The sequence below is a fragment of the Planktothrix sp. PCC 11201 genome (assembly GCF_900009135.1).
Taxonomy (GTDB): Bacteria; Cyanobacteriota; Cyanobacteriia; order Cyanobacteriales; family Microcoleaceae; genus Planktothrix.
Genome location: NZ_LT797706.1, coordinates 57,573 through 83,097, shown reverse-complemented (window position 1 = coordinate 83,097; position 25,525 = coordinate 57,573). Strand labels below are relative to the sequence as shown.

Genomic DNA, 25,525 nt, shown 5'->3' with positions numbered 1-25,525 from the left:
CACTAAAACTTTCCGTCGAGCACCGGAGAAACTTCTGATGATTTTTTCAGGTAGGGTAAAAATATTTTTGACACTTGCTCGGCTCCAATACCAATTCCTGTGTCTTCGACTTGGAAACGAATTTTCACCCTGGGGGATGACCCAAAATACCGTTTAGGCGGGTGCGAAGTTCGTGGCTCATGTTCGCCAGAAATTTGCTTTTGGCAGTATTCGCCACTTCGGCTGCTTGTTCGGCTCGCTGCCGCTCTTGAATTTCTACTTCCAGGCGGGCATTTTTAACTTGTAATTCTTCGGTGCGCTCCTCCACTTTCAGCTCTAAGCTGTGATAGAGGTTGGCGTTTTCTAAGGCGATCGCCGCTTGTCCTGATAATAGTCGCAAGACTTCCACCCGATCCTGAGTAAAAGCTCCGACTGTCAGGTTATTTTCCAGGTAAAGAATCGCCGTGAGTTGGCTTTGATAAATAATCGGCACACACAGAATCGATTGGGTTTGGTGTTGGGTGATGTAGGGGTCAGTGTTAAATGTTCCCTCGCGACTGGCATCGTTTAAAAGGATATCTTTCTGAGTTCTAGCGACGTAATTCAGGATTGAGATCGGCAACTGCTGGCCATTGGATACGGGTAGAGATTGCAGCACTTGCACTTGATCTTTATTCCCCACTGCTTCTATGAAAAATTGCCCGTTCTTTGAGTGGATCAGCGAGCCCGTTTCCGCCCCCGCATTTTCTATCAGAATTTTCATTAACTTATCAAGCAAATTAGCTAGAATAATTTCCCCAGAAATCGCCTGGGATGCTTTCATGACTGTTGCCAAGTCCAGAAATTCTGAAATTCCTGCTCCGCTAGAAGTTAGGGTTCCTTGCATCGTCTGGATCATTGTTCGATCTGTCTTTTCCCTCAATTTCTGATTCAGAACATCGGTGAGTAATTGCGGATATCGTGCTTCTAAATCTTCGACTTTCGATGCGGCTCCCCATCGGATGTAACCATAGTAGGCATCGGTCATATAGGTTTTAGCAATCTTCTGTCTGCCCAAAGAGAGATGAAACTCTGCTGCTAGTTCATTCGCTAAGGCTTCTTCTTGGATATATCCCTGCAATGCGGCTCCTTGAATGGCTTGCTCGTAATCATCCATGGCTTTGTCTTTTTGCCCCAAAACCCGCGCTTTCTCGGCTTCAACTAAATCGTATTTGTGTTGATAATTCATCGGCCCATTCATCGCCCAATCCTGCATTTTTTTCTGATTGTTTACCACTTGTTCTAAGGATTTTTTTTGTTGGCTTTGAGAAACTTCTGGATATTGACCTAGGAGAGCCAAAGAATAATAAAAATTGAGTTCAGCCGTGGTCATTAAACCCGTTACGCCTTCTTCATATTTTTCGGCTAAACAAGCATTTTTTACCGATTCTTGGTAATCTTTAAACAAATAACAGCGAATTGTTTTGAATAAATAAGCTGAAAAAATAAACGTAGCTTGATTAGCTGCAATTAATTTTTGTAAAATTTCTTCTTCGTTCAAGATTTCGCCCTTAATTTGATATTTTTCAGGCGAGGCATTGAGTAATTTTAAAACCATTACTATCCCGACTTTGATATAAGCACTGTGCATTTCCTGTTTAACTTTTAGCATTAACTCAAGGTGTTGCACTTGCTTTTGATAAACCAAATCTAGCGGTTCACCTGCAAAAAATATGTGGTCACAATAGTAAAAAGCATTGTAGCCAGCCCAATCTATATTTCCGGTTTCTAGCCCGCTTTGAATTCCCTCCAGCAACGGGTTAAAAGTTTCCTTAATGTGTTCTTTCCAGTGTCTGATATGGGCATTAAATATGGTGGTGATTTGAGCTTTATGGGAGCGAGCATCAAATTGATCAAGTACCTTGACCGCCAGTTGTCCAAATTGATATCCCGAATTAATCCCGGCGGACGAACCACACAAAATCATGGCATAAAATCCATAGCCAATAGAGGCCAGTGGTGAATTACCATATTGAATCGAAAGAGCCATCATGGTATAGGGCACCTGGGGAAACATCGCCGGAGCCCCGAAATAAACCGGAGGGGCAATCATCATTAACAGACGCATGGCTGCAAGCTCCTCCAGTGCCGTCATTTCCGGTAAATTGGCTAGATCTTCAGGGTTCATCTGACCGGGCGGTTCTTTAGAAAGGGATATCCCCAACATCTCTATTGCTTGCAGACCCGCTTCTAAAGCAGGTTGCATTTGGTTTTGAGCAATATAAAACTGTACTTGTAGTTCATAAACTTTGACTCGACCTAGGATAGTTTGGGCGTGGTTTAACACCACTTCTGATAGCAGTTTTGCCTGCTCAAAGTTGATGTTTAAAAATTCCGCAGCCATCGTTTCTATATACAGATCAAAGGTTAAATCATAGTCGGTTTCCCAGGAATCTGAAGCGAGGATTCCTATGCCTAGATTCAAATATTTGACCGCCGACTCGTAGGCGGTGGCTGCTTTGGCTTTCTGTCCAGCGATCAGATTAAGTCGAGCTAATTCATATTTTTCTGTTTTAGTTATCAGTAATTCAATCCCATAATTGAGTTGATTAACTAAAGCAAAAATATTTTCTTTTTGTTCTTCCGGTGTGGTTGAGTGTAGAAGCAGTTGACCGATTTTTAGGTGAGTTTGTTTTTTTTGCTCGTCGGGAATCAAAGAATAGGCGGCTTGCTGCACGCGGTCATGTAAAAATTTGTAGTCTACCTTGACATCAGTTAAAATGACGTCTGCCGATTCTTCTTGATTAAATGCCAGGGGAATTTTGTACTCATTGCCCAGGGGCAAAATCAAGCCCGCCTGAAGTGCTGACCACAAATGTGCAGCCGTCAGTAAGCAGGATTTCTCGTTAACAATTGCCAGGACATCTAAGTTAAAGGTGTTGCCAATACAAGCTGCTAATTTTAGGACTTTTTGAGTTTCCGGGGACAGTTTGCGAATATTTCTGGCAATCAGTTCCACTACATTATAATCGGTGATGCCAATGGCTTGAATGTGTTCGATGTTCCACTGCCACCAACTTGAATACAAGTCATAAACCAGCAAATCTTCTTGGTAAAGAGTTTTGAGCAGTTGAGTTAAGAAAAAGGGATTTCCTTGGGTTTTATTGAACAGTAAAGAGGCAAAAGTTTGCGTCTCTACCGACAGAGATTCTGGTTTGATTGCTTCATTATTCAAAGTCTCGTCGATTAATTCTGTGACATGAACCAGTTGCAGGGGCTTAAGTAAGATCTTCTTGACCGTTGCACCCGCTTGTTGAATTTTTTCAATGGTTTGAATGGTCGGATGGGTGGGAAAAACTTCGTTATCTCGATAGGCTCCAATGATTAATAAATATTGGCTGTCGCTATCAGTGATCAGGAGTTCAATTAATTTCAGGGACGCCGAATCTGCCCATTGCAAGTCATCGAGAAAGACAACGAGGGGGTGTTCAACGGTGGTAAATACGCCAATAAATTGTTTAAAGACTCGACTAAAACGGTTTTGAGATTCGGTCGGCCCGAGTTGCTGTACGGGAGGCTGTTTACTAATAATTAATTCAACTTCGGGAATCACATCAATAATGATTTGCCCGTTAACCCCCAAAGCACCTAGGAGTTTTTGTTTCCAAATCTGAATTTCTGCTTCACTTTCGGTGAGTAATTGTTGAATTAAGGATTGGAAGGCTTGAATTAAGGAAGCATAGGGAATATTGCGTTTGAATTGGTCAAATTTTCCGGCAATAAAATAACCCCGTTGGCGGACAATGGGTTTGTGAACTTCATTGACTAAAACGGTTTTGCCAATCCCAGAATAACCGGAAACTAGCATTAATTCCGTTGTACCCCGGACTACACAATTAAAGGTTTCTAGGAGTTCATTCACTTCTGGGTCGCGACCGTAGAGCTTTTGGGGTATATTCAATTGTCCGGCTTTATCCGCACTCCCGGCCACAAAGTCGGTGATCTCGACCTTCGCCTTGAGATTCATTAAGCAGGTTTCTAAGTCGAATTTCAGTCCCTGGGCACTTTGATAGCGATCTTCGGCATTTTTGGCTAATAATTTGAGGGCGATCGCTGAAATTTGGGGCGGAATTTCTGGATTGATCTGATCGGGGGGAATGGGAGTTTTAGCAATATGACTATGGACTAATTCCAACGGATCTGTGCTATTAAAAGGCAACTGTCCTGTGAGTATTTCATAGAAGGTGACTCCCAGGGAATAAAAGTCGGTGCGGTAGTCAATTGACCGATTCATTCTGCCCGTTTGTTCGGGGGACATATAGGCTAAAGTGCCTTCGAGGAGGTCGGGATGGGATAGTGCCTGATTTTCTCGTTCTAGGCGAGAAGCGATGCTGAAATCAATTATTTTAACTGTTTCTGTGGTTGGGTTGATGACAATATTTTGGGGCTTGATATCTTTATGAATAATATTATGTTTATGCAGTTCGGCTAAGGCACAGACCAGTTGCAAAGCCAGGGAAAGAAATTGAATCATGGGTAATTTTTTACCCTGAATCCAATCGCTCAAAGACTCCGCACCTGAATCTTCTAGGATTAGTGCTAAACCGTTTTTATGGCTTTCTAAACTAATCGCTTTGACAATATTTTCGGCGTTCAGGCTGTGCAGAATTTGATATTCGTGCCGCAGGTGGGTGATATCAGAAAGGGTGGGATATTCAGCCCTTAAGGTTTTGATAATCACGCTGGAAACTTCCGACTCCTTGCGAGCGCGATAAACGGAAGTTCTGACCCCGCTGTGAAGGGTTTCAACGAGTTGATAACCAGCTAAGTCGATAGTCATTGTGATTCTAATGAACGCAAGGGAATGGGGAATGCTTTTCGCTTTCGGTGAATGTCCTAACCGCCTTGGCAACTGTTTAAAACTTAGGAATGAAAAACCAATAAGGTGACTAATTGAGTAATAGTTTACCGTAGATCAGGGTTTCTAGGGTTTAATTGTGCAAGTTATTTATTTTTCATTCCTTAATGATTTCTGTAACTGATAATCAGGCAGTGGCTATAGTGCTACGCATTACAGTTAGGACACTTCTAAATCCCGAAATTCATTCACTACTTACTGTTATCTATTGCCTGTTCCCTAGTGCGTAGTGCTATAACTGTTCAACAAGTTGTAATAAATTTTAATTTATTCAGGGACTTTTTCTCCGCCTATAAATTTTTTTTTCTGAACCCAGAATCTCCCGAATAGAAGGTCAAATTCTTCGCAAACCTGATAATAAACCTTGACAAACTCCGGCGAGAAAATCTAAATCTAGGGTTTCTAAAGTATCCGTCGGTTGATGGTAGTGAGGATTCCGTAAATTGGCTGTATCTGTCACCATAATTGCTGCATATCCTAAATCCCAAAAAGGAACCTGATCACTCCGTCTGGTATCGGGAACCATCATTCCTCGGTTGGGAACAGGTAGCCATTGACAAGGCGTTTTAGTTTGGCGAATTCCTCGACTAATTCTAATTAAATCAGGGATAGTTTTTAAGTTACCAATTAAAGCAATATAATCCCCACAATTCGGATAAAAATATTTTAATCCGGGGGGATAGCGTTGAGAATTAGGATTAGGATTACAATAGCCTAACATTTCTAGGGAAAGCATCAGGCGAATAGACTGGTTTTGTTCTTTTAAGGATTGGGCATAATGTTGACTCCCTAAAAAACCATATTCTTCTAAATCAAAAGCTACACATTGAACCGGGTATTTAAGAGGATGTTGAGCAATCGATGCGGCTAATTCCAATAAAACCGCAACTCCTGTACCATTATCATCGGCCCCAGGACACCCTGGTACGGTATCATAATGGGCACCAATTAAAATAATAGAATTGTTTGATTTGGAAATAGCAGGTAAATTTAGGATTAAATTTTGATGAGTTTTTCCCCTAAGTTCAAACTCATCGGTGATCACAGTTCCCCATTGTTGGAGTTGCTGACGAATATATTCACGGACATAAAAATGACCCTCAGAAGCCAAATAAGGGTCACGTTCTCTAATAATTTGTTGTAGATGCTGAGTTAATTGGGATTTTAAACTTATGGTCATTGATTAATCTTAAAAAAATCTGAAATTCCATTCTAACATAAATTTTCAAAACAAGTTTCTGGAAATTTAGTCAAAATTTAATACTTTAAAGCAGCAACAATTTTTGTTTTCTTTTATAGATTTTTTGGCGATGTCAGTCATGGTTTTTGTCCTAATTAATGATAAAATTGATCGGGGGTTGGGTTCAGGAAACTTTCTGCTCTTTTTCATCGGGTATGCCATAAAATTCCGCATCTGCCCGATCTAATAAGTAAATAAAGGGTAAGGCGGCTAAGGAACAGGATTTCCAATGACTTTGGACAGGCGCGTGGAACATCTGACAAGTTCCTCCCCGTCTGCCTTCTGGTTTGTAGTGGAGGCAATTACGGCAATTTGAGGGAACTGCATTTTCCCTGTTCATGTTGATCGATCCCAAATAATTATATAAACTCAATTATGGATGATCGATTTCCCTAACTTTGTTATCTAACTTACAGTTCATCTATATTTTTGTTAAGTTTAATTAAGTTGCCGTTTCCAAGTAAAATCTATCTTTAGAGAGTTGAAAAAAATATTGTCTTAGACAGAAAGGGGATCAAATAATATTTGCTGAAAAAATATACAAAAATTTTGTTAACTGTAAGTACAGACCGGGATTCTAACACCAATCCCCGGCTAAAAGTTGACGCTTGACGGACAAGTGTGTACAGTCAACAGTTACGAACCCCAAACCGTGATCTTTCATCTGTTGTTCAAAATGAGTTTATTGGCGAAAATTGAAGCAATTTTGTATTTAAAAGGTCAATCGCTTTCCATTGCTGGACTCGCAGAATTAGCCGGGTGCGATCGCACCGAAGTCGAAGAAGCACTGATTCAACTGATGTCTGACTACGCCCATCGGGATAGTGCCTTAGAAGTCGTAGAAACCGATTCTGGATATAGCTTACAACTGCGAGAAGCCTATCGGTCATTAATGCAAAGCTTAGTAGCACCGGAGTTAGGGGTTGGGGCATTAAGAACTTTAGCAGCGATCGCCCTCAAGGGTGGCATTACCCAAACCGATTTAGTAGAATTAAGAGGGTCAGGAGCCTATCAACAAGTCACCGAACTCGTAGAACTGGGATTTGTTCAGAAACGCAAACAAGCTAATTCCCGCTCCCATTGGTTACAAGTGACTAAAAAATTCCATCAGTATTTCCAAGTTGATCAGCTTCCCCAACAACTTTCATTAAACTTTAGCGACGATTTACCCCTGGATGCCCCTTTACCGGTTCTCGACACCAAGCCTACCAGCGAAGTGTAAAAATAAGATAAACTATAGATAGCATAAGCATGATATAGAGACGCAGATCATGGTTTTTAACTCTGACTTCCTTAAATCTGATGTTCAAGAGACCGCCGAAAATCCGTTGTTGACCTACCTGCAAAGTCAACATCCCGATGTCTTGGCGACAGTTGCTCAGTCTGCGAGTTTGGAAATTAAAGAAATCATTAGTAAAAACGTCCAAGGATTAGTCGGGGTACTCCCCTCCGATCACTTTGATGTGCAGATTACAACCAACCGCGAAAACTTGGCGGGTCTGTTAGCATCGGCAATGATGACCGGGTACTTTTTACGCCAAATGGAACAACGGATGCACCTGGAAGAAAACCTATCCCGCACCGCTTCGATTGATTCCAAAACACCGGATTAATTATTGAATTCCCCGGCTAAGGCGGATTCTGGGAACACGGCGGTTTTAATCATCAGGGTTTGTCTTTGGCCCTGACGGTTGATTTCGACGGGAAGTTCTTCCCCAACCGTCTTAGTTTCAATTTGTTCTTGGACTTGAGCCGGAGTATTAACCTCACTGCCGTCAATGGCTGTGAGGATATCCCCCTTGAGAATTCCCATTTGGGCGGCGGGGGAATCCTCTACCACCCGCACCACAATCACCCCGGTGTCCTGGGTTAATTTAACTTCCAGTTGCTGATTCATTTCCGCCTTCACCACCGGACTGAGTTCCACCATCTGTACACCCAGATAGGGATGATCTGCCTTCCCTTTAACAAAAAGTTGACTGGCGATGCGGATTGCGGTTTCAATGGGAATGGCAAATCCCAGACCCTGGGCATTAGCCCGAATTGCCGTATTAATCCCAATCACATGACCTTGATCGTTTAATAATGGCCCGCCGGAGTTTCCGGGATTGATGGCCGCATCGGTTTGAATAAAGCGAACTCGTTTATCGGGAATTCCGACTTGGGTACTGGAACGATCTGTAGCACTGATAATCCCAATCGTTACGGTATTATCTAATCCTAGGGGATTACCAATGGCGATCGCCCACTGACCCGGAACCAAATGGTCAGAGAAACCAATCGGAGCGGTCGGTAACTCTTTCCCCTCAATTTTCACCGCCGCCACATCGGTTATCGGGTCAACTCCTTTGACTTTCCCTTCAAATACCCGACCATCTTTGAGGGTAACTTGTACCGTATCCGCCCCATCCACAACATGGGCATTGGTAATGATCCGACCATCGGAATGTAGAATAAATCCTGAACCTGTTCCTCTACGAACGCGGTCTTCAGGTGTGGGGATTTGATTGCCAAAAAAGCGTTTAAATAGGGGATTTTTAAAGGCATCGGGTACATCCTGTGCCGATTTGCGGGTCGCATCAATTCTCACCACCGTCGGCCCAACAATTTCGGCGGCATCGGCAATAAAATTAGAACTACTGCGGTCAATCATCTGATCTTCTGTAACCCTAGGGGGAGAAACCGCAGGCATAGGTTTAACGATGGCTACCGTCGCCGATAACTGGGCAGAGTTATTAGTTTGGACATAGCGACTTCCCAGCCATCCACCACCGCCACCTAATGAAACTAAGGCTAGGTATATCGTAAACTGTTTGAATGATAAATCCATCTTTGTTGCTGTGGTGGAAATCAGTAATCAGTTATCAGTAATCAGTTATCAGTAATCAGTGAAAGAAATAAAATAAAAACTTCACCATCTGATTATAACTGTAAACTACATATTACGGTGATAACTGATTATTATTTAACAATCACTAACAGGGGAATCGGTTTCTTTAAAGTTAAATTTGATTAATTACTGATTATGCGGGTTCAACGTTTAGAAATATTATTATTGCGGTCGATGGCTCTAATCGGAATATTAGTTAGTATTACGCCATGGATAAGGTCTGTAGAGGCAAATGAACCCTTTAACTCAGAAGCTCAAGATGTTTGCCCAACCCCGGTATTATCCCGTTTAAAACCTCATCGGATTGCCCCTGGAGATACCCTCGAAAGTATTGCCCGCCAATATAATCTGATTCCAGCAACCCTACTGGGGATGAATCCAATTTTACAACGGGGGCCGATTCCCATCGGACAGGAGATTTTGATTCCGCCCCATAATGGGATTCGGGTAGATATTCCCCCTGGTCGGAGTTGGCAGGAAGTGGTCAGAGCTTATAATGCCCGTCCTGATGTGGTTTTTGAAATGAATGGTTGTCAAACCCAACCAACAGCCCTATTTTTACCCGGTGTGAATTGGTCACCCAAAGGGCCACCAACTGTGGCGATATTGGTGTTACCAGGTTATCCGTTACCCCAACCGACAACAATACAGATGGGTTATGGTTGGCAACTCCATCCCGTTTCGGGTAAGGTGATATTTCACAGTGGTTTGGACTTGACGGCGACGGTGGGAACTCCGGTTTTATCCGTTGGGGCAGGGAAAATAGCCTTTGCGGGAGAACGGGAGGGCTATGGAAAATTAGTTGTGGTTAATCATGGGTCAGGGAAACAAACCCGTTATGCCCATCTGGACAATATTGGGGTGAAATTGGGTCAAGCGGTAAAGTTAGGGGATGTATTAGGAACAGTAGGAACAACGGGACAACCGGATACGGATCAACCCCATCTCCATTTTGAAATCCGTTATAACTCCGATTTAGGATGGATTGCAGAAGATCCCAATCCCTATGTTCAAGTGAAACGATGATCTGGATATTCCACCGTATTGCCCATTGTCCATTCCCTACTTCCTGGAGTTTTGATAAGATATAAACACAACTCTAGGGTTAGGAAATCGTGAACTTCATGCACAAGCGTTCCCATCAAATAGACTCAACAGAAATTACTCGCCGGGCTGCCGATCTCGTCAGTGCCGCCACTAATCGCTATCGGATTACAGTACAGGTCGCAAATCGGGCTAAACGGTGTCGGTATGAAGATTTTGATAATGGGGATGAGAACACCATCAAACCTGTTTTACGCGCAATTATTGAAATGTCCGATGAACTAAATCAACCGCAAATTATCGCGGATCGTTAGATTGATAAATTGCGGTATTGGGTGTCTTTAAAACCTCATTCACCGAGGTGATAAAGACTCCAGGATGTCTTAATCATAGGTTTATGTTGAAATCTCGAAAACCCCAAAAACCAGTTATTTTAAGTTTTTTATTACTCGCCGTTACGATTACCCTATTCATTGTTTTAGGTGGGTTTGTTGAGGGTCTGGAAATTCAGGGACTCGCCCAAACTCCTCCATCAGAAATATCCTCCCCATCGGGACGAGTGAGGGTCTCAGAGGTGTGGAAAAAAGTCTATGAACAGTTACCAAATTTACCCCAGGAAAATCAATATCTTTCCAAGGAAACGGGGAAAGTCGCCGAAGATAATACCTTGATTAGTCGGTTAATTCGTTATCATATTTATGTGAAAGCTCGACCAACTCAATATCGTTTTGATTGGAAACTCACCTTAGCCGATTATCTCGGGGTCAATGAACCGATGTTAGTGTTAAGTTATCCCGGTCAGGAAGTATTAAAAGAAAATCCTTTAATCGGGGATCAAAAAGCCATTCAACAGTTAAATCGAGTTGAACGTGATGCGTTAGTTAATACACTGGCGGGTTTATTTAATCCTAATCCGGCTAGTATTGACCCGATTCCTTCTGCACCCACCCCTAAACCGCCAACCCCCTCCGGTAATTCCCCCGAGTCGGGAGGTGCCCAAGGCCTAAAATAACCTGGGGAATATGGAAAGAATTCTAAAAACGGGAAGCGGATGGCGTTTAGGTTGGAACCCCCAAGCCACGGAATTTCAAGGGTTAGTCGGGGGCGATAGCTGGGCGGTGGAATTGACTCAGGCGGAGTTTGATGATTTTTGTCGGTTGTTGGGTGAACTAGCCGATACCATGACCCAAATGAGCCTTGAGTTGATGGATGAAGAAAAAATAGCCTGTGAAGCGGAAAGCGATCGGTTGTGGATGCAGGTAGAAGGCTATGCTAATGCTTATACGGTGCAGTTGATTTTGAATACCGGACGCCGGGTGGAGGGTGCTTGGCCCGTGGAAGTGGTGGCGGAATTGGTACAAGCCACAAAAACCTTAAAAATCTTTTGAAATAGCCTTGACAAGTTTCTGTTTACTATGCTACATTAGTTAATTGTGTCGGGGCGTAGCGCAGCTTGGTAGCGCACTACCTTGGGGTGGTAGGGGTCGCAGGTTCAAATCCTGTCGCTCCGATTCTAAGTCAGTAACTATATTAAATAGTCAAAAATTCCACTCTTGAGACAATCAATACTCAGGAGTGGTTTTTTGTTCTGGAATATCCTGATTGATGGTTGCTTTTTTTGCTTTAGATTTATTACAATTGTTAGTCTGGATGCTTACGCCAGCAATCATTTAAGTAATTAATTTTCTATAGCGCTACGCATTGAGAAATTACGAATTACGAATAGGGAGAGTTTCAGGATTTAGAAGCGTCCTAACTGTAATGCGTAGCACTATAGAAGCTCGGTTTCTGGGTTTGGTTTAAAGGGAATGCCAAATTTTTCCCCCATCAGAAGAATGAAAAACAGCATTTTGCTGATTTACCCCATAAATAATCTGGGGATTTTTAGGATTAGTTGCCAAATATAAAATAACACCTTCGGTTCCAGTTCCCAATTTTTCCCAAGTTTTGCCACTATCGGAACTTTGATAAATTCCAGGGTCAGATTCTAATAACCGATATCCAATCATCACCATTTTATTATTGTCTGGAATCAAAGCTAAACCAACAATTAAACTGGTATCCGTCCCGGGAATTAATTCCCAATTTTTACCCCCATTTTTACTTTCATATAAACCTTCTTGAGTAGTAGCGAAAATATGATCGGAATTTTGCGGGTTAACGGTTAAACTAAAGACCCCATGATCCAAACCAACTGGGGTAATCGACTCCCAATTTTTACCGCCATCTTTTGAAACTAAAAATCCCTTATCTCCCGATGTTGCCCAACCATAAATCAGATTAGGATTACTACTAGAAATCGCTAAAGCATGAAAATCAACCCCGGATTTAGACAAAACTTGCCAAGTTTCCCCGTAATCTTCTGTGACTCGAAATCCTAAATTTCCTCCGGTGTGGGGATGTCCGCTAGAATAGAGACGGTTACTATCCGTGGGATGGGCAGCAAATCCCATATAATCGGAACGATCTTTACCAACCCAAGACCATTTTTTATCTTGAGAATATTGGATTAATCCATGATGGGTTCCAATATATAAAATATTAGGATTATTCGGATCAATTGCTATCCCATGAATATGATTCTCCCTTTGCCAATCTGTTGCTGGAGTTAAGGTCACTGTGGGCGGTTTTGTTGTAGAAATTTTAGGGGTTGAAGTTACAGCAGAATTGGGTTGAGTTTCAACTTTAGACTGGGGAGACGAGCAACTGATTAGAGATAACGCAAGGATCAAAAGTCCCAAATTTTGTAAGGTTTTCATGATTTTTGCTGATGATAATAAGGTTAAGGTAACTGATGCTGAACTTCTAAGATTCCTCGAATCATATTCATCCCACAACTAAAGGTATATTCTCCCGATTCTTCCGGTATAAACTCAATAGTTGTCGTTTGATTCAGGGGTAAATCTTGAGCAATGTTAAAGTCAGGAAACAGCACTTTATCTAAGCAATGACTGGGATCTTTGCGAATAAAGTTCAGACGGACTTTTTTACCCAATTGAACGGTAATACGGTTAGGTTGATAACCTCCATCCACTAAAATATCTAATTCTTGAGTATCTTGATTAATTATTGCTTTTTTGGCTTTAGGTTTACTCAATAAAAACCACCAAAGTTCTAATCCAATTAAGGCTAATCCCCCCGCAGTAACCGCCATTTTAGTTGATAACGGCTGTTCAATAGTCCGCAATTGATTATTAGCGGGTTCTGTATGGGATTCCATTGACCGCACTGGGGCAGAATTTCCCATTAAAATCGATAGGAAAATTCCGCTCAATTGTAATCCGATTTTTAGTTTTTTGTTCATGATTTCCTCTCCTGATTATATCAAACCCATTTGTAGGGGCGGGTTCTTTTAGATCTTTGTTAATCACCGCACATCTCGATGAACCCGCCCTTACCAGTTATTAGTCCAAAACCCATTACCCATTACCTATTTCCCGTTCTTTTTTTAGAAATTAATTCAGTTTAAACTGACGTAATCTTAACGCATTCGTAACAACAGAAATTGAACTTAATGCCATGGCTCCTCCGGCAATAATGGGATTGAGTAACCAACCGGTTAAAGGATACAAAATTCCTGCTGCAATTGGGATTCCCGCCGAGTTATAGATAAAGGCAAAAAACAGATTTTGGCGAATATTATTTAAGGTAGCTTTACTCAGTTTAATCGCCGTAACTATCCCCATTAAATCCCCTGAAATTAAGGTAATATCACTCGCCGCGATCGCCACATCTGTCCCAGTTCCAATCGCCATTCCCACATCCGCTTGAGCTAAAGCGGGAGCATCATTAATTCCATCCCCCACCATTGCCACAATTTGATACTGTTTTTTTTGCCCTTTCCGTTCAGTTTGCAGGGATTTAATGATATTAGCTTTTTGGTCGGGACGAACTTCTGCAAAGATCCGTTTAATTCCCACTTCCGAGGCGATCGCTTGGGCTGTTTTTTGATTATCTCCCGTTAACATTACTACCTCTAACCCCATTTTTTGTAAGGCTTGAATTGCAGGCTTTGAAGTCGGTTTTAGTGCATCTGAAATAGCAAATAATCCTTCTATTTTCCCATTAATTGCTATCCAAGTCGTGGTTTTTCCTTCCGACTCCCAACTTGATTGATACTGTTGTAAAAGTTCCGTATTTATTCCTAATTCTTCCATCCAGCGAGAGGTTCCAATTTGTACTAACTGATCCGAACTATAACCTTGAACTCCCATTCCAGCTAAGGCTTGAAAATTGTTAATTTCCGGTAAGGGAAAATCAACCCCCTGAGTTTTAGCATATTCAACAATTGCTTCTGCTAAGGGATGTTCCGATTGCTGTTCAATCGCTGCGGCTAATTGTAATAATTTTAATTCATGATCGTTGTTTGTTCCTCCAATTGTTATATAGTGGGTTACGGTAGGTTTTCCGGCGGTAATGGTTCCGGTTTTATCTAATACAATCGTTTGAATTTTATGGGCTAATTCCAAACTATCGGCTCCTTTAATTAAAATCCCATGTTCTGCCCCTAAACCCGTTCCAACCATCACAGAAGTCGGTGTGGCTAATCCCAATGCACAGGGGCAAGCAATAATTAAAACCCCAACGGTTGTGGTAATAGCTAAAGTTAGATTTCCCGTTAAATTAAACCAGAGAATAAAAGTTGTGATCGCGATCGCAATTACAACCGGAACAAACCAACCTGTAACCTGATCTGCTAATTTTTGAATCGGCGCTTTTGAACCCTGGGCCTGTTGAACTAACTGCACAATTTGGGCTAATACCGTATCTTTTCCCACCCGTGAAGCTCGAAATATAAAACTTCCCATTTTATTAATTGTAGCTCCAATCACTTCATCCCCAGGATATTTTTCAACGGGAATACTTTCCCCCGTCACCATCCCTTCATCTACCGTAGAATTACCTTCAATGACTTCCCCATCAACGGGGATTTTTTCCCCGGGACGTACCCGAATAATATCACCCAAATTAACAGTTTCAATGGGGAGATCAATTTCTACTCCAGACCGAATTACCCGGGCAGTTTTAGCTTGTAATCCCATTAATTTTTTAATCGCATCGGAAGTTTTTCCCCGGGCGCGATGTTCCAATAATTGCCCCAGTAAAATTAAGGTAATAATGACAACCGCCGATTCATAATAAACATCCGCCGATAACCCTTGATTCAGGAAAAATTGCGGATAAAAGGTAACAAAAACAGAGTACAAATAAGCTGCCCCTGTTCCTACGGCAATCAAGGTATTCATATCCGCCTGATGACGTTTTAACCCTTTCCAAGCTCCGAGAAAAAAAGATTGACCCGACCAAAATAAAATCGGCGTAGTGAGGATTAATTGTAACCAAGGGTTGTGCATCCAGGGGGGAATAAAGGGTAAATTTAAACCCGTCATCATCGGTAATCCTCCGATGACTAAAAACACACTGATAATGGCACTAATTAAAACTTTTTGGGTTAACTTTTTCTCAATTTCTCTATTATCTTTTTCACTATTTTCAAGATCAGATGTTGTATCTTCTATGGGTTGAGCCGTATATCCCGCATCCGTAACCGCCTGTTGAATTTGCTCAATACTTGTTTGAGTTGAATCAAATTCAACTGTTGCTTGTTCCGCCCCAAAATTAACGTGACAAATCCCCACCCCAGCCACATTTTGAATCGCTGTTTCTATGGTATTAGCGCAGGAGGCGCACCCCATTCCTTTTAATCGTAAATAGCTTATTTTCACGGTTGAAACTCCTTTTTGAGTTCAGTTGAGTGGTGCAATGTTCTTGACTTTTATTCTAAAGTCTCCTCTCCACTGGAGTGTCAAGGGGGAATGGAAAATTAATTTCCCCATCACCTATAACCCGCTAGAATGCAGGGGTAAAAGGACTGTAGCGGTTGTCCCTTGGTTAATTTGGCTGTCTAAATAAATTTGACCGTGATGGTTTTCCACGATAGCTTGAGCGATCGCCAAACCCAAACCAGACCCCCCACTATTGCGATGGGTACGAGAGGGATCAACCCGATAAAACCGATCAAAAATATTAGGTAATGCTTCAGTTGGAATCCCAATTCCTGTGTCTTTTATTATAACTTGTAATCCTTCAAATTTCAAGAGAGAATTTGATTTTTCCCAGGATTCTGTCACCTTTCCTAATGTAGCTTGTCGCTTAGGTTTAGTTATATATTTTAATTCAATTTTAATTTCACCCCCAGCAGGAGTATACTGTACCGAATTACTGACTAAATTCGTAAATAATCGCACCAATTGATCCCAATCTCCTTCTAAAGTAAAGGGTTCATTTTCCTGGGAATAATGACTATCTGAATTAACAATACTATCCTCAATATCCTGAATAAAATCTAAGGAAATTTGGATTCCTTCTTGAGTTGCGATCGCCGTTTGTTCTTCAACTACTTCCATTAATAACCCATCCAAGGGGAGAGAAACAAATTGAGGTTGAACAATTCCGCTATCCTGTCTTGCCAAAAACAATAAATCATCTACCAACCGACCTAAACGGCGGGTAATTCGTTCAATTACTTGTAATTGTTGTTGTTCTGAACTGGATAAATTAGGTTCAGCTAAAGCCACTTGTACATTGGTTTGAATCATCGCAATCGGACTTCTTAATTCATGGGACGCATCGGCGGTAAATTGTTTTAACCGTTGGTAAGAATCCCGCACCGGTTCTATGGCTAAACCCGATAAAAACCAGCCAATAGTAGCCACACCAATTAACATTAAAATTGTGCCTAAAACCAAATCAAAAATTAACTGTTGAATGGGTTTTGTAACTTCAAACCAAGGATGACTCACTCGCAAATAGCCTAATACTTGTCGTCCGATTTCCACCCGATCTGTAACTTGTCTTAAAATCATTTCTGAAACATTATTATCTTCAGAAATATGTACGGTTTCCCCACTGCGGTTCGGATGAAGCGAAATATCTAAAGGTTGAGAAAAAGTAGACCATAATAATTCCCCTGTTTGACTAAACCATTCAATATCAATATGATCATCTTCAACGGTGTTCAAATTATTTCTAAAACTGGCTTCAACATTCACTTGAAATTGACCTCCTAAAACCGCCGGAGACATGGCTGGAGGAGTCGTTACGGGTTCAATCACTAAAGAACGTTCCACCACCTCCACAACATGATTTAAGGTATCATCAATCCGTTCAATTAAGGTATTTCTCACATAGAAATAAAATCCACTGGCGAATAGTAACAATAAAATAGCGGTAACTGCGGTATACCAAATCGCTAACCGTCGTCGGGTGGCTTGAAACATAAGTTAAAAAAATTTGCTACTCTATAAATAGGTTACAATTCTATTGTAGGATAGGAAAAATACAATGATTTCACAAGTTGAAGAAAAAAAGGTTTCTACTCTGGAAGAATACCTCGATTTTGAAGTTAATTCTTCAGAACGCCACGAATATATTAACGGTGAAATTAGACTCATGACTGGTGGAACTCCCAATCATAATCAAATTACTGGTAATCTCTACGCGACGCTGAATTTTGCTCTCAAGCGTCAACCCTATCGCGTATTTGTTACTGATCAACGTCTTTGGATTCCTGAAAAATGCCTCTATACTTATCCTGATATTATGGTAATTCAGGGTGATATTCAACTCCAAGAAGGGAGAAAAGATACTATTACAAATCCGTTAATTCTTGTAGAGGTATTATCCGCATCAACCAGAAACTACGACAAAGACGAAAAATTTGCCGCCTATCGCACCCTTCCCACTTTTCAAGAATATATTTTGATTGATCAATATAATATTCAGATAGAACATTATTATAAAACCGATCAGAAACACTGGATATTTATGGAGTATAATAATAGCAATGAAACCTTAGTATTTAACTCGATATCTTTTGAAATTGCCGTTGCTGATATTTATGATAAAGTTGAGTTTTAATTCTAAATCTAATCTAAACTTGCTTACAATGTGGGCTAATTTAAAAATTCTAAACTTTTTAATTCTAAGGTTTCTTCTATTGAAAATTCTTTGAAATTAGTTAACAGTGGTCGAGTTTAAACACTAATAGAATCAGGATCTAAAAACTCTAAAATTGTTAGTTCATCATCGTTAAATAACATAATAATAAGCCAAAATTAAATTATAATAAATTATTAAATTCGTCTTTTGTTAACTGACAATCACGCAAAATCTGAGAAAGCAATCCAGTTCCTATCGTTTCACCTGAGTGCACAGGTACAACAGTACGTCTACCATCAGGATGAATCAGAATATGATGACTACCTTTCACCCTAGCAATAACAAAACCTATTTTTTGTAAAGTTTTGATTACTTTAGTTCCTGTCAAACTAGGTATCTTACTCATACTTGCACTGAAACTTTCTGAATACCAATAAACTCTAATGATTCATTTTCAGAATTTTCAAATTCTAGGCAAAGTTCTATCGCCTCTTGAATCCGTTCTATAAGCTCATCAAGGGATTTTGCTTGTGTATGACAACCTTTCAAACTAGGAACTGATGCCACAAAATAACCATCAGAATCTTTCTCAATCAGTACATTAAATTCTTTAATCATTTTCTAACCTCTAGTAAACCAAAATAGGAGCAAGTCTTGTCTTGCCCCTATAATCATAGATGGATTTTAGCTAATTTTATCAATTAAACCTTTGCATCTTCCTTAACTAACTTATCCCAACCTAAATCCTTGAGACTGTTATTCCGACGTAACGGCCGAGTCACTAACTCCAGAATATCCCGTGCATTGGTGAACCCGTGCATTTGGGCAAAGGTGAATTCCACCGACCATTTAGTATTAATACCCCGGGCTTCTAAGGGGTTAGCGTGAGCCATTCCGGTAATCACTAAATCCGGTTTTAACTCATAAATTCGTTGAATTTGATTGTAATTATCCGGTTTTTCCATAATTCTTGGCAGAGGAACACCCATCTCATGACAGGTTTTTTCTAATAGTTTTAACTCCGCATCTTGATAGCGTTTATCCATATAAGGAATCCCAATTTCTGGGCAAGTCATCCCACACCGAATTAAAAACCGGGCTAAGGAAACCTCCAATAAATTATCCCCCATGAAAAACACCGATTTTCCCCGAACAATTTGAAGATAATCTTCCATACTCGCCCAAATTTGCGCTTCCCGTTCATCTAAACCCTGGGGTTCAATATTAAAAACAGAACAGATTTTTTCAATCCAAGCCCGAGTTCCATCGGGGCCAATGGGGAACGGCGCACCAATTAATTTACACTTACGACGCCGCATTAATGTTGTGGCAGTTCGAGATAAAAACGGATTAACTCCTGCTACATAATACCCTTCTTCTAATACAGGTAATTCTGTATAACGTTTTGCAGGTAACCACCCGGAAACTTTAATCCCCTGTTTCTTCAATTCTAAGGTTAAATTAGTAACAACTGGATCGGGTAAAGAACCAAATAAAACTAACGGCGGATGATTCGCATATTCCGATTCTTCTTGAGCCACATCTTCTTTTTGTCTGCCAAAATTCATTAATTTTTGAATGGCATTCCGTTCATTTTTCTCCGTTTCTGCCACCGGAGCTTTATCGGGACAACGGGCGGCCATGGCTGCTAATACCGTATCTTCCCCTTGAGTAAAGGCATAATCTAACCCATTAGCCCGGGCAACCACAATCGGAATTCCCAGTTCAGATTCTAATTTCGGCGCTAACCCTTCCAAATCCGTTTTAATAATTTCAGTGGTGCAAGTACCTATCCAAACAATCACACTGGGGTTGCGATCGCGTTTAATTTGTAAACACAACCGCTTTAATTCATCATAATCATTGAGTTTAGCGGAAATATCCCCTTCTTCTAATTCTGCCATGGCATAACGGGGTTCAGCAAAAATCATCACCCCCATGGCATTTTGCAGAAAATAGCCGCAGGTTTTTGTCCCAATTACTAAAAAGAAACTATCTTCAATTTTTTGGTATAACCAAGCGACACAACTAATTGGACAAAAGGTGTGATAATTTCCGGTTTCACACTCAAAGCTTAAACCTTCCGGTTGTGGTTGAGCAACGGTCATAATGTTCTCCTCTTAATCGGATGTTTTGTACTCAAAATTTGACAAGAATATCTATGACTTTGAATCGGCACGATCCAAAGTCCAAACCCGATTAAGGATTAGGAAACTAAGTCGGGAAATTATTTAAAATCCGACAGGGAAATTTCATCATCATCGGAAGAACCAGTTAACCCTTCGATATCGATATCATCCATATCTCCCGTGGTTAAATCCCCCATATCATCGAGATTAAACTCCCCTAAATCATCATCTCCTAATCCCAAATCATCTAAATTGCCTCCAGTATCGAAGCCTAAGCCATCGGAGGAACTATCTTCTAACCCGAAATCACCGAGATCATCATCCAGACCGGAATCCGTATCTCCTAATTCCAACTCGCCGATCTCGTCTGAACCGAGGTCGTCCGCTTCTAACCCAAAATCATCCATTCCCCCTAAACCAATCTCATCGGAGGAGTCTAAACTCAGATCGAGCTCATTAGTCGAACCATCATCTTCTCCCAGTTCCGTCTGAACCTCATCTCCCCAGACATCCGAGTCGGTATTGATGTCCAATTCCGCCGATGTTGTTTCCGACTCTAGCCCAAAATCCAAATCATCGGATTCAAGTTCATCGGACTCCAAACTCATATCCAAATCATCGGATTCAAGTTCATCGGACTCTAAACTCATATCCAAATCATCAGACTCCAAACTCATATCCAAATCATCGGATTCAAGTTCATCAGACTCCAAACTCATATCCAAATCATCGGATTCAAGTTCATCGGACTCCAAACTCATATCCAAATCATCGGATTCAAGTTCATCGGATTCCAAACTCATATCCAAATCATCGGATTCAAGTTCATCAGACTCCAAGTCCATATCTAGGTCATCAGTCTCCAGAGATTCTGATTCATCCCCCAACCCAAAATCAAAGTCTTCCTCGGCTGCGGTAGCTGTCTCTGCGTCGATATCTAAATCCAGATCCTCACCGACATCCGTATCCAGATCCCCCATGTCCAAATCATCATCGATGGTGATTTCTTCTTCTTCGAGATCGAAGTCATCAAGGGTTTCCTCCATCACCGCAGCCCCACCCACAACCGCAGCAGCGCCCGCCGCAACCGCCACAGCACCCGCAACATTGAGTTTTTGTGCCGGGGTGATGTCCCCCTCTAAACTCGCTGTTTCTGGAGGTGCCGGAGGATGATATCCAGGGACAGCCTGAGCTACGGAAGTAGGTATTTCTGTTGAGGGAGAGTAACCTGGGGCAACGGGAACAGAAGTTGGGGCTTGAACCACAACAGTTGCAGGCTGTTCCGATGTAGACCTACCACCCAACGCCAAATCCGGGTCAAAATTTAGCCCTAATACCTCAATCAGTTTTTCGGGATCGGGATTGAGCCTCGAAAATGGCAACATCAATTGGGCTGCCTCGGGGTCAAGGGCGTTGATCGTTCCCAAAATGAGGGATGAGGCAGGTCTTCGACCGCCATCTGGGGTCGGGATTGAATTCAAATCCATTTGCAGCACCAGCCAATCCCGATTGGCCTGGTAATATTGCAACCACTTATCTTTAAGTGCGACGGAAAAGTCTTTGAAGAAAGCCATAACCTCTATATCCTCATCCTGAGATAGCTAGACATATTAAACCATCATCAGGTCTAGCTCAGGATCGTGACTTTGAACAAGGGGTTGACTCGGATTTAGATAAAAATCTGATAACAATGAGAACAATTCCCGATCCGGGGTGTCTTGGGGGACGACTCCTTCGGGTTGGGATAATAGTTGGTCGGCAATATTCAGGTAGTAGTCACAGACATAGTTGAGGGAGGGATCGGTTTCGGCCATCTCAAATAGGGTTTTTCCTTTGACCCGAGAAACCCGAATATCTTCGATTAATGGCAACACTTCTAACACGGGCATGGGGACGGTTTCAATGTATTTTTCAATCAAATCCCGTTTCGAGGTGCGGTTGCCAATTAAACCAGCTAACCGTAGGGGGTGAGTGCGGGCTTTTTCTCGGACTGAGGCGGCGATGCGGTTGGCGGCAAACAGGGCATCAAAACCGTTATCGGTGACAATCACACAATAGTCGGCATAGTTGAGGGGGGCGGCAAAACCACCACAAACCACGTCTCCTAAAACATCAAATAAGATGACATCGTATTCGTCAAAGGCGTTGAGTTCTTTCAGGAGTTTGACGGTTTCTCCCACGACGTAACCGCCACATCCAGCCCCCGCCGGAGGGCCCCCCGCTTCCACGCAATCGACCCCGGCATAGCCTTTGTAAATCACATCTTCTGGCCAAATATCTTCGTAATGAAAGTCTTTTTCCTGCAAGGTATCAATAATCGTGGGAATTAAAAACCCCGTGAGGGTAAAGGTGCTGTCGTGTTTGGGATCGCAGCCAATTTGCAGGACTTTTTTACCCCGTTTGGCTAAAGCGGCAGAAATATTACAGCTTGTGGTTGATTTACCGATTCCGCCTTTACCGTAGACTGCTAATTTCACGATTTTTTCTCCTTATCGGTTTTTGTTAAAGACTCTTGACTGCCATAGCAGTGCTTTTCTTGATTCGATACAGCCATTATTGTCTAACTGCCCCAGAAAGGAAAGGGGTGATTTTAATAGATCGGGCTTTAAATTAAAGTTTGAGGGTTGATTAAAAAGTTAATTTCAATTTTATATCTTTAAAAGCTATTTTAAGCCCTAAATTAACATTATTTTAATTTTTTATATTATTTTTTTTATAAAAATAGTTACAATAAGCAAAAAAAATAAAATAGGACTAGATACAGCTTTTCAAAATTTATCGTGATCATCACCCCTGACCCTAATCAGTCATCAGTTAAAGACTGATCATTGACTCTGGTATCCCATCGTAATTCAGGAATTTTCGGCTCACGGGACTAAGCAATTTTACTGATTATTCACCCTAAAAATTCCTGGATCAAAACTAACCCGGTTAAATGTTAATTTTTGCAAAATTTCAGATCAAAAACCCGTTTCTTGAAGAAACCGGGTTTTTGGGGCGTACCTCCAGGACAAATGATATCTTCAAAATATCTTGATCCCTATTTTTTACAATTCATTTAGACTCGCTATATAATATTTCAGCATCGGTTGAAGGGTAAAATAGGTTTTATTATCTAATTCTAATCTTTCAATCCAACACCTTTGTCCTAAAGAAGCTAAGGCTTTTAATACATCTGAATGAGATATTTTTAGATTAGATTGAAACTCTGATAGCATAATCCCATTAGGAATTTGTCCTAAATGAATAATAATTTTTTGCTCTAATTCCGATAACCGATTAAACTGTTGGGTCAAACTTTCCGTTAAATCCTCTCCTAGAAATAAAGTTTCATAGTCTAAAAATTCAGAAACTTTACCCCCAAATAAATTTTTAATAACTGTAGAAATACTATTTAGAAAATATGGATTTCCCCCATAATAATCAAGTAAAGTATTCCAATTTTCAATATCTGATAATCCCTGAGCTTTTAACAAATCTTTTGCTGATTCTCCTAAACCAGAAAGCAATAAATAATGTATCGCTGTATTTTTCCCTCTTAATTCAATTAAATCTTTTGGTAATTCCCAACTATTTAGTATAATACAGCTTTGGTGATTGAATTGACTAATTTTTTTAATAAATAACCGATAATTCTCAAAATTTGGTCGATAATTTCCAGCTAATTGACCTGAATTAAATAGAGTTTGAAAATCATCTAAAATAATTAAGCAACGTTGCGATCGCAATCCCTTCATTAATTCACTCAATTGTTCATTCAAATTGATCGGAAGTTGATTTGCTGGTTTATCTAATAAAAATTGCAGTAAATTTATTAATAATTCATTTAAAGCGGGTGCAGTCTCCAAACTTTGCCAGATTACCAGATCAAAATGTTGTTGAATCTCTTGAACTAATTTAACCGCTAATGCGGTTTTTCCGATCCCACTCATCCCCAAAAGCATCACCACTCGACAGCGTTGTTCGAGTATCCAATCTGTTAAAGTTTCCAGTTCTTCTATTCGTCCAAAAAATTCATAAATATCCGGTGCATCATCTAAATTAACTCTTAATAAAGGTTGATTTTTATTATTTTTAGGCGTAACAGAATCATCTGAGGATAAAGGAGGTTCATTACAAACATTAATATGATTAATTTGTACAGAATCTTTAGCAAAATTTAGGAAATTAGAATATTTTTGCCGATTCAGAGTCGAACGTAAATTATATTTTCTCACTTCTTCCCCTAAAGCATCGGAGAGAATTTTCCATAAATCAGAAGCAATATCCTTGACATGACCCTCAGAACAGTGAAACGCATCCGCCACTTTTGAGTATTTTTCGCTCTCTAAACTCCCCCTTAATATCGCTTCTTGAAGATCATCTAGGCGCTTTCCCGTCTTGGTAAAAACCAAGTGATCCGCTAGTCTGAGGACTTCTTGCACGTCCATACCCTGTGTTAGATGTTAGTTTTGTCTCTATTGTACCCGACTTTTTCCGACCTCAACCACTTTCTCCGACTTTTTCCGACTTTTTAACAGAAAAAGAAATTATAAAATTCCCGACTTAATCCGACTTTTTCCGACTGTACAGAATCACAAATTATCCTATAATAATACCTAGTTAAAATGATGAGTTATAATTATTTATCTGAGCGAATTAGCCCAAATAAATAGTTTTAAGTTTTGATTTAACCCCGCTATCCAATATCTGAATAGTTTTAATTCAAACTAGCTAATTTTAACACAAGTTTGAACTTAGCTAGATAGAAACTATAGACATTGAAAATGTTCGGGTTTCTATCTAGCTAAATTTCAAACACAAGGAGAACGTATGCTTAATCAATTTAACGGTTTCAATAAAGTTGCAGGAATTAGTTTGATTTCACTTCTGGGTGTATCAGCAACTTCTATTTTAGTAACTTCTGATCAGCAAAATGTTGCTATAGCACAGGAAAATCCTGGTTGTTTTATTGTTGATCATGCAGAGCGAGTTATTAATTTAGATAGAATTTGTATACCTCAACCTCAATCTGCTAGTACCAATTCAAATAAAACTTTAACTCAAGAGGAATTAGCAAAAGCTTTTGATCAAACTGCAACTCTATATGCAGATAATTATTGTGAAGCAAGAGCGCAAGGACTAACTAATAGAGAAGCAGGTACGAAAGCGAGTTCTGTTGTCTCTGAGTATATGGTTTTAAAAAATATTCCATCTGATATTCTCAGTGTTGAGTGGATAGAGAAAGGACGATCTATAAGCAAAGTATTATGTCCTGAATTGCAACCTACCTCACGTTATAACTGAACTTTTCAATCAGGTCAATCTTACCAAGATATTATTAAATCTGAATCTAAAAAACCGTCTCAACAAGAGGAAGGTTCAGCAACATATAGAGCTAATCTTCGCCTTGTCAGTTTTCGTTT

General features: G+C 40.6%; 23 protein-coding genes and 1 tRNA gene. 9 read left to right on the top strand and 15 right to left on the bottom strand.

Annotated elements, in window-relative coordinates; genetic code table 11:
* Positions 1-2 precede the first annotated feature (2 nt).
* From PL11201_RS27365 to PL11201_RS17490, 4 genes are all read right to left on the bottom strand, one after another.
* Positions 3-128: an ATP-binding protein gene (locus PL11201_RS27365; RefSeq protein WP_255377708.1), complete on the bottom strand. Its 126-nt coding sequence runs from the start codon at positions 126-128 to the stop codon at positions 3-5.
* On the bottom strand, positions 125-4,798 hold the full coding sequence (locus PL11201_RS17500) for an ATP-binding protein (protein ID WP_079680180.1): 4,674 nt from the start codon (positions 4,796-4,798) through the stop codon (positions 125-127). The genes PL11201_RS27365 and PL11201_RS17500 overlap by 4 nt, the downstream gene beginning before the upstream one ends.
* Before the next feature lie 412 nt (positions 4,799-5,210).
* Positions 5,211-6,056 (bottom strand): M28 family peptidase, encoded by an 846-nt coding sequence (locus PL11201_RS17495; protein WP_079680179.1) that lies wholly within the window; start codon positions 6,054-6,056, stop codon positions 5,211-5,213.
* A 184-nt stretch (positions 6,057-6,240) separates the two neighbouring features.
* On the bottom strand, positions 6,241-6,456 hold the full coding sequence (locus PL11201_RS17490) for a hypothetical protein (RefSeq protein ID WP_079680178.1): 216 nt from the start codon (positions 6,454-6,456) through the stop codon (positions 6,241-6,243).
* Between the two features lie 336 nt (positions 6,457-6,792).
* Between PL11201_RS17490 and scpB the strand changes: the two genes are divergently transcribed.
* Entirely contained in the window at positions 6,793-7,338 is a 546-nt protein-coding gene (gene scpB / locus PL11201_RS17485; protein ID WP_079680177.1) for an SMC-Scp complex subunit ScpB, read from the top strand.
* Positions 7,339-7,387: 49 nt separating this feature from the next.
* Positions 7,388-7,729 carry a DUF760 domain-containing protein gene (locus PL11201_RS17480; protein WP_079680176.1) on the top strand — a complete coding sequence of 114 codons (342 nt, stop codon included), beginning with the start codon at positions 7,388-7,390 and terminating at the stop codon, positions 7,727-7,729.
* Here PL11201_RS17480 and PL11201_RS17475 read toward each other — a convergent pair.
* A complete protein-coding gene (locus PL11201_RS17475; RefSeq protein ID WP_079680175.1) occupies positions 7,726-8,946 on the bottom strand; it encodes an HhoA/HhoB/HtrA family serine endopeptidase in 1,221 nt (406 codons plus the stop codon). The two genes, PL11201_RS17480 and PL11201_RS17475, sit on opposite strands and share 4 nt — an antisense overlap.
* Before the next feature lie 195 nt (positions 8,947-9,141).
* Between PL11201_RS17475 and PL11201_RS17470 the strand changes: the two genes are divergently transcribed.
* The 5 genes from PL11201_RS17470 to PL11201_RS17450 all read left to right on the top strand — a co-directional run bounded on the left by PL11201_RS17470 (position 9,142) and on the right by PL11201_RS17450 (position 11,561).
* The gene (locus PL11201_RS17470) at positions 9,142-10,032 is read left to right on the top strand and encodes a LysM peptidoglycan-binding domain-containing M23 family metallopeptidase (RefSeq protein WP_079680174.1); all 891 of its coding nucleotides are present in this window, start codon (positions 9,142-9,144) and stop codon (positions 10,030-10,032) included.
* Positions 10,033-10,130: 98 nt separating this feature from the next.
* Positions 10,131-10,364, top strand: coding sequence for a DNA-directed RNA polymerase subunit omega (locus tag PL11201_RS17465; RefSeq protein WP_079680173.1), 234 nt, complete (start codon positions 10,131-10,133; stop codon positions 10,362-10,364).
* Between the two features lie 83 nt (positions 10,365-10,447).
* The gene (locus PL11201_RS17460; protein WP_144017805.1) at positions 10,448-11,062 is read left to right on the top strand and encodes a hypothetical protein; all 615 of its coding nucleotides are present in this window, start codon (positions 10,448-10,450) and stop codon (positions 11,060-11,062) included.
* Positions 11,063-11,072: 10 nt separating this feature from the next.
* Positions 11,073-11,438, top strand: a complete 366-nt coding sequence (locus PL11201_RS17455; protein ID WP_079680172.1) for a DUF1818 family protein — start codon at positions 11,073-11,075, stop codon at positions 11,436-11,438.
* A 49-nt stretch (positions 11,439-11,487) separates the two neighbouring features.
* Positions 11,488-11,561 (top strand) — tRNA-Pro (locus tag PL11201_RS17450).
* A gap of 288 nt (positions 11,562-11,849) precedes the next feature.
* Here the strand turns inward: PL11201_RS17450 and PL11201_RS17445 are convergent.
* The 4 genes from PL11201_RS17445 to PL11201_RS17430 form a co-directional block, all read right to left on the bottom strand.
* Positions 11,850-12,809 (bottom strand): F510_1955 family glycosylhydrolase, encoded by a 960-nt coding sequence (locus PL11201_RS17445; protein ID WP_079680171.1) that lies wholly within the window; start codon positions 12,807-12,809, stop codon positions 11,850-11,852.
* A 23-nt stretch (positions 12,810-12,832) separates the two neighbouring features.
* Entirely contained in the window at positions 12,833-13,354 is a 522-nt protein-coding gene (locus tag PL11201_RS17440; RefSeq protein WP_079680170.1) for a cupredoxin domain-containing protein, read from the bottom strand.
* Between the two features lie 151 nt (positions 13,355-13,505).
* Positions 13,506-15,746 carry a heavy metal translocating P-type ATPase gene (locus PL11201_RS17435; protein WP_369821848.1) on the bottom strand — a complete coding sequence of 747 codons (2,241 nt, stop codon included), beginning with the start codon at positions 15,744-15,746 and terminating at the stop codon, positions 13,506-13,508.
* Positions 15,747-15,890: 144 nt separating this feature from the next.
* The gene (locus PL11201_RS17430) at positions 15,891-17,330 is read right to left on the bottom strand and encodes a sensor histidine kinase (protein WP_079680168.1); all 1,440 of its coding nucleotides are present in this window, start codon (positions 17,328-17,330) and stop codon (positions 15,891-15,893) included.
* A 64-nt stretch (positions 17,331-17,394) separates the two neighbouring features.
* On the opposite strand from PL11201_RS17430, the gene PL11201_RS17425 reads away from it, so the two are divergent.
* Positions 17,395-17,970, top strand: coding sequence for a Uma2 family endonuclease (locus PL11201_RS17425; RefSeq protein ID WP_079680167.1), 576 nt, complete (start codon positions 17,395-17,397; stop codon positions 17,968-17,970).
* Between the two features lie 202 nt (positions 17,971-18,172).
* Here the strand turns inward: PL11201_RS17425 and PL11201_RS17420 are convergent, their stop codons facing one another.
* From PL11201_RS17420 to PL11201_RS17395, 6 genes are all read right to left on the bottom strand, one after another.
* The gene (locus PL11201_RS17420; protein ID WP_079680166.1) at positions 18,173-18,397 is read right to left on the bottom strand and encodes a type II toxin-antitoxin system HicA family toxin; all 225 of its coding nucleotides are present in this window, start codon (positions 18,395-18,397) and stop codon (positions 18,173-18,175) included.
* Positions 18,394-18,609, bottom strand: a complete 216-nt coding sequence (locus PL11201_RS17415) for a type II toxin-antitoxin system HicB family antitoxin (RefSeq protein ID WP_079680165.1) — start codon at positions 18,607-18,609, stop codon at positions 18,394-18,396. Before PL11201_RS17415 ends, PL11201_RS17420 begins: the two co-directional genes overlap by 4 nt.
* Positions 18,610-18,692: 83 nt before the next feature.
* Positions 18,693-20,099 carry a ferredoxin:protochlorophyllide reductase (ATP-dependent) subunit N gene (locus PL11201_RS17410; RefSeq protein WP_079680164.1) on the bottom strand — a complete coding sequence of 469 codons (1,407 nt, stop codon included), beginning with the start codon at positions 20,097-20,099 and terminating at the stop codon, positions 18,693-18,695.
* A gap of 119 nt (positions 20,100-20,218) precedes the next feature.
* Positions 20,219-21,694, bottom strand: a complete 1,476-nt coding sequence (locus PL11201_RS17405; RefSeq protein ID WP_079680163.1) for a DUF5331 domain-containing protein — start codon at positions 21,692-21,694, stop codon at positions 20,219-20,221.
* A 36-nt stretch (positions 21,695-21,730) separates the two neighbouring features.
* Positions 21,731-22,597, bottom strand: coding sequence for a ferredoxin:protochlorophyllide reductase (ATP-dependent) iron-sulfur ATP-binding protein (bchL, locus tag PL11201_RS17400; protein ID WP_079680162.1), 867 nt, complete (start codon positions 22,595-22,597; stop codon positions 21,731-21,733).
* Between the two features lie 570 nt (positions 22,598-23,167).
* Entirely contained in the window at positions 23,168-24,550 is a 1,383-nt protein-coding gene (locus PL11201_RS17395; protein WP_079680161.1) for an NB-ARC domain-containing protein, read from the bottom strand.
* A 382-nt stretch (positions 24,551-24,932) separates the two neighbouring features.
* Between PL11201_RS17395 and PL11201_RS17390 the strand changes: the two genes are divergently transcribed.
* Positions 24,933-25,406 (top strand): hypothetical protein, encoded by a 474-nt coding sequence (locus PL11201_RS17390; RefSeq protein ID WP_079680160.1) that lies wholly within the window; start codon positions 24,933-24,935, stop codon positions 25,404-25,406.
* Positions 25,407-25,525 lie beyond the last annotated feature (119 nt).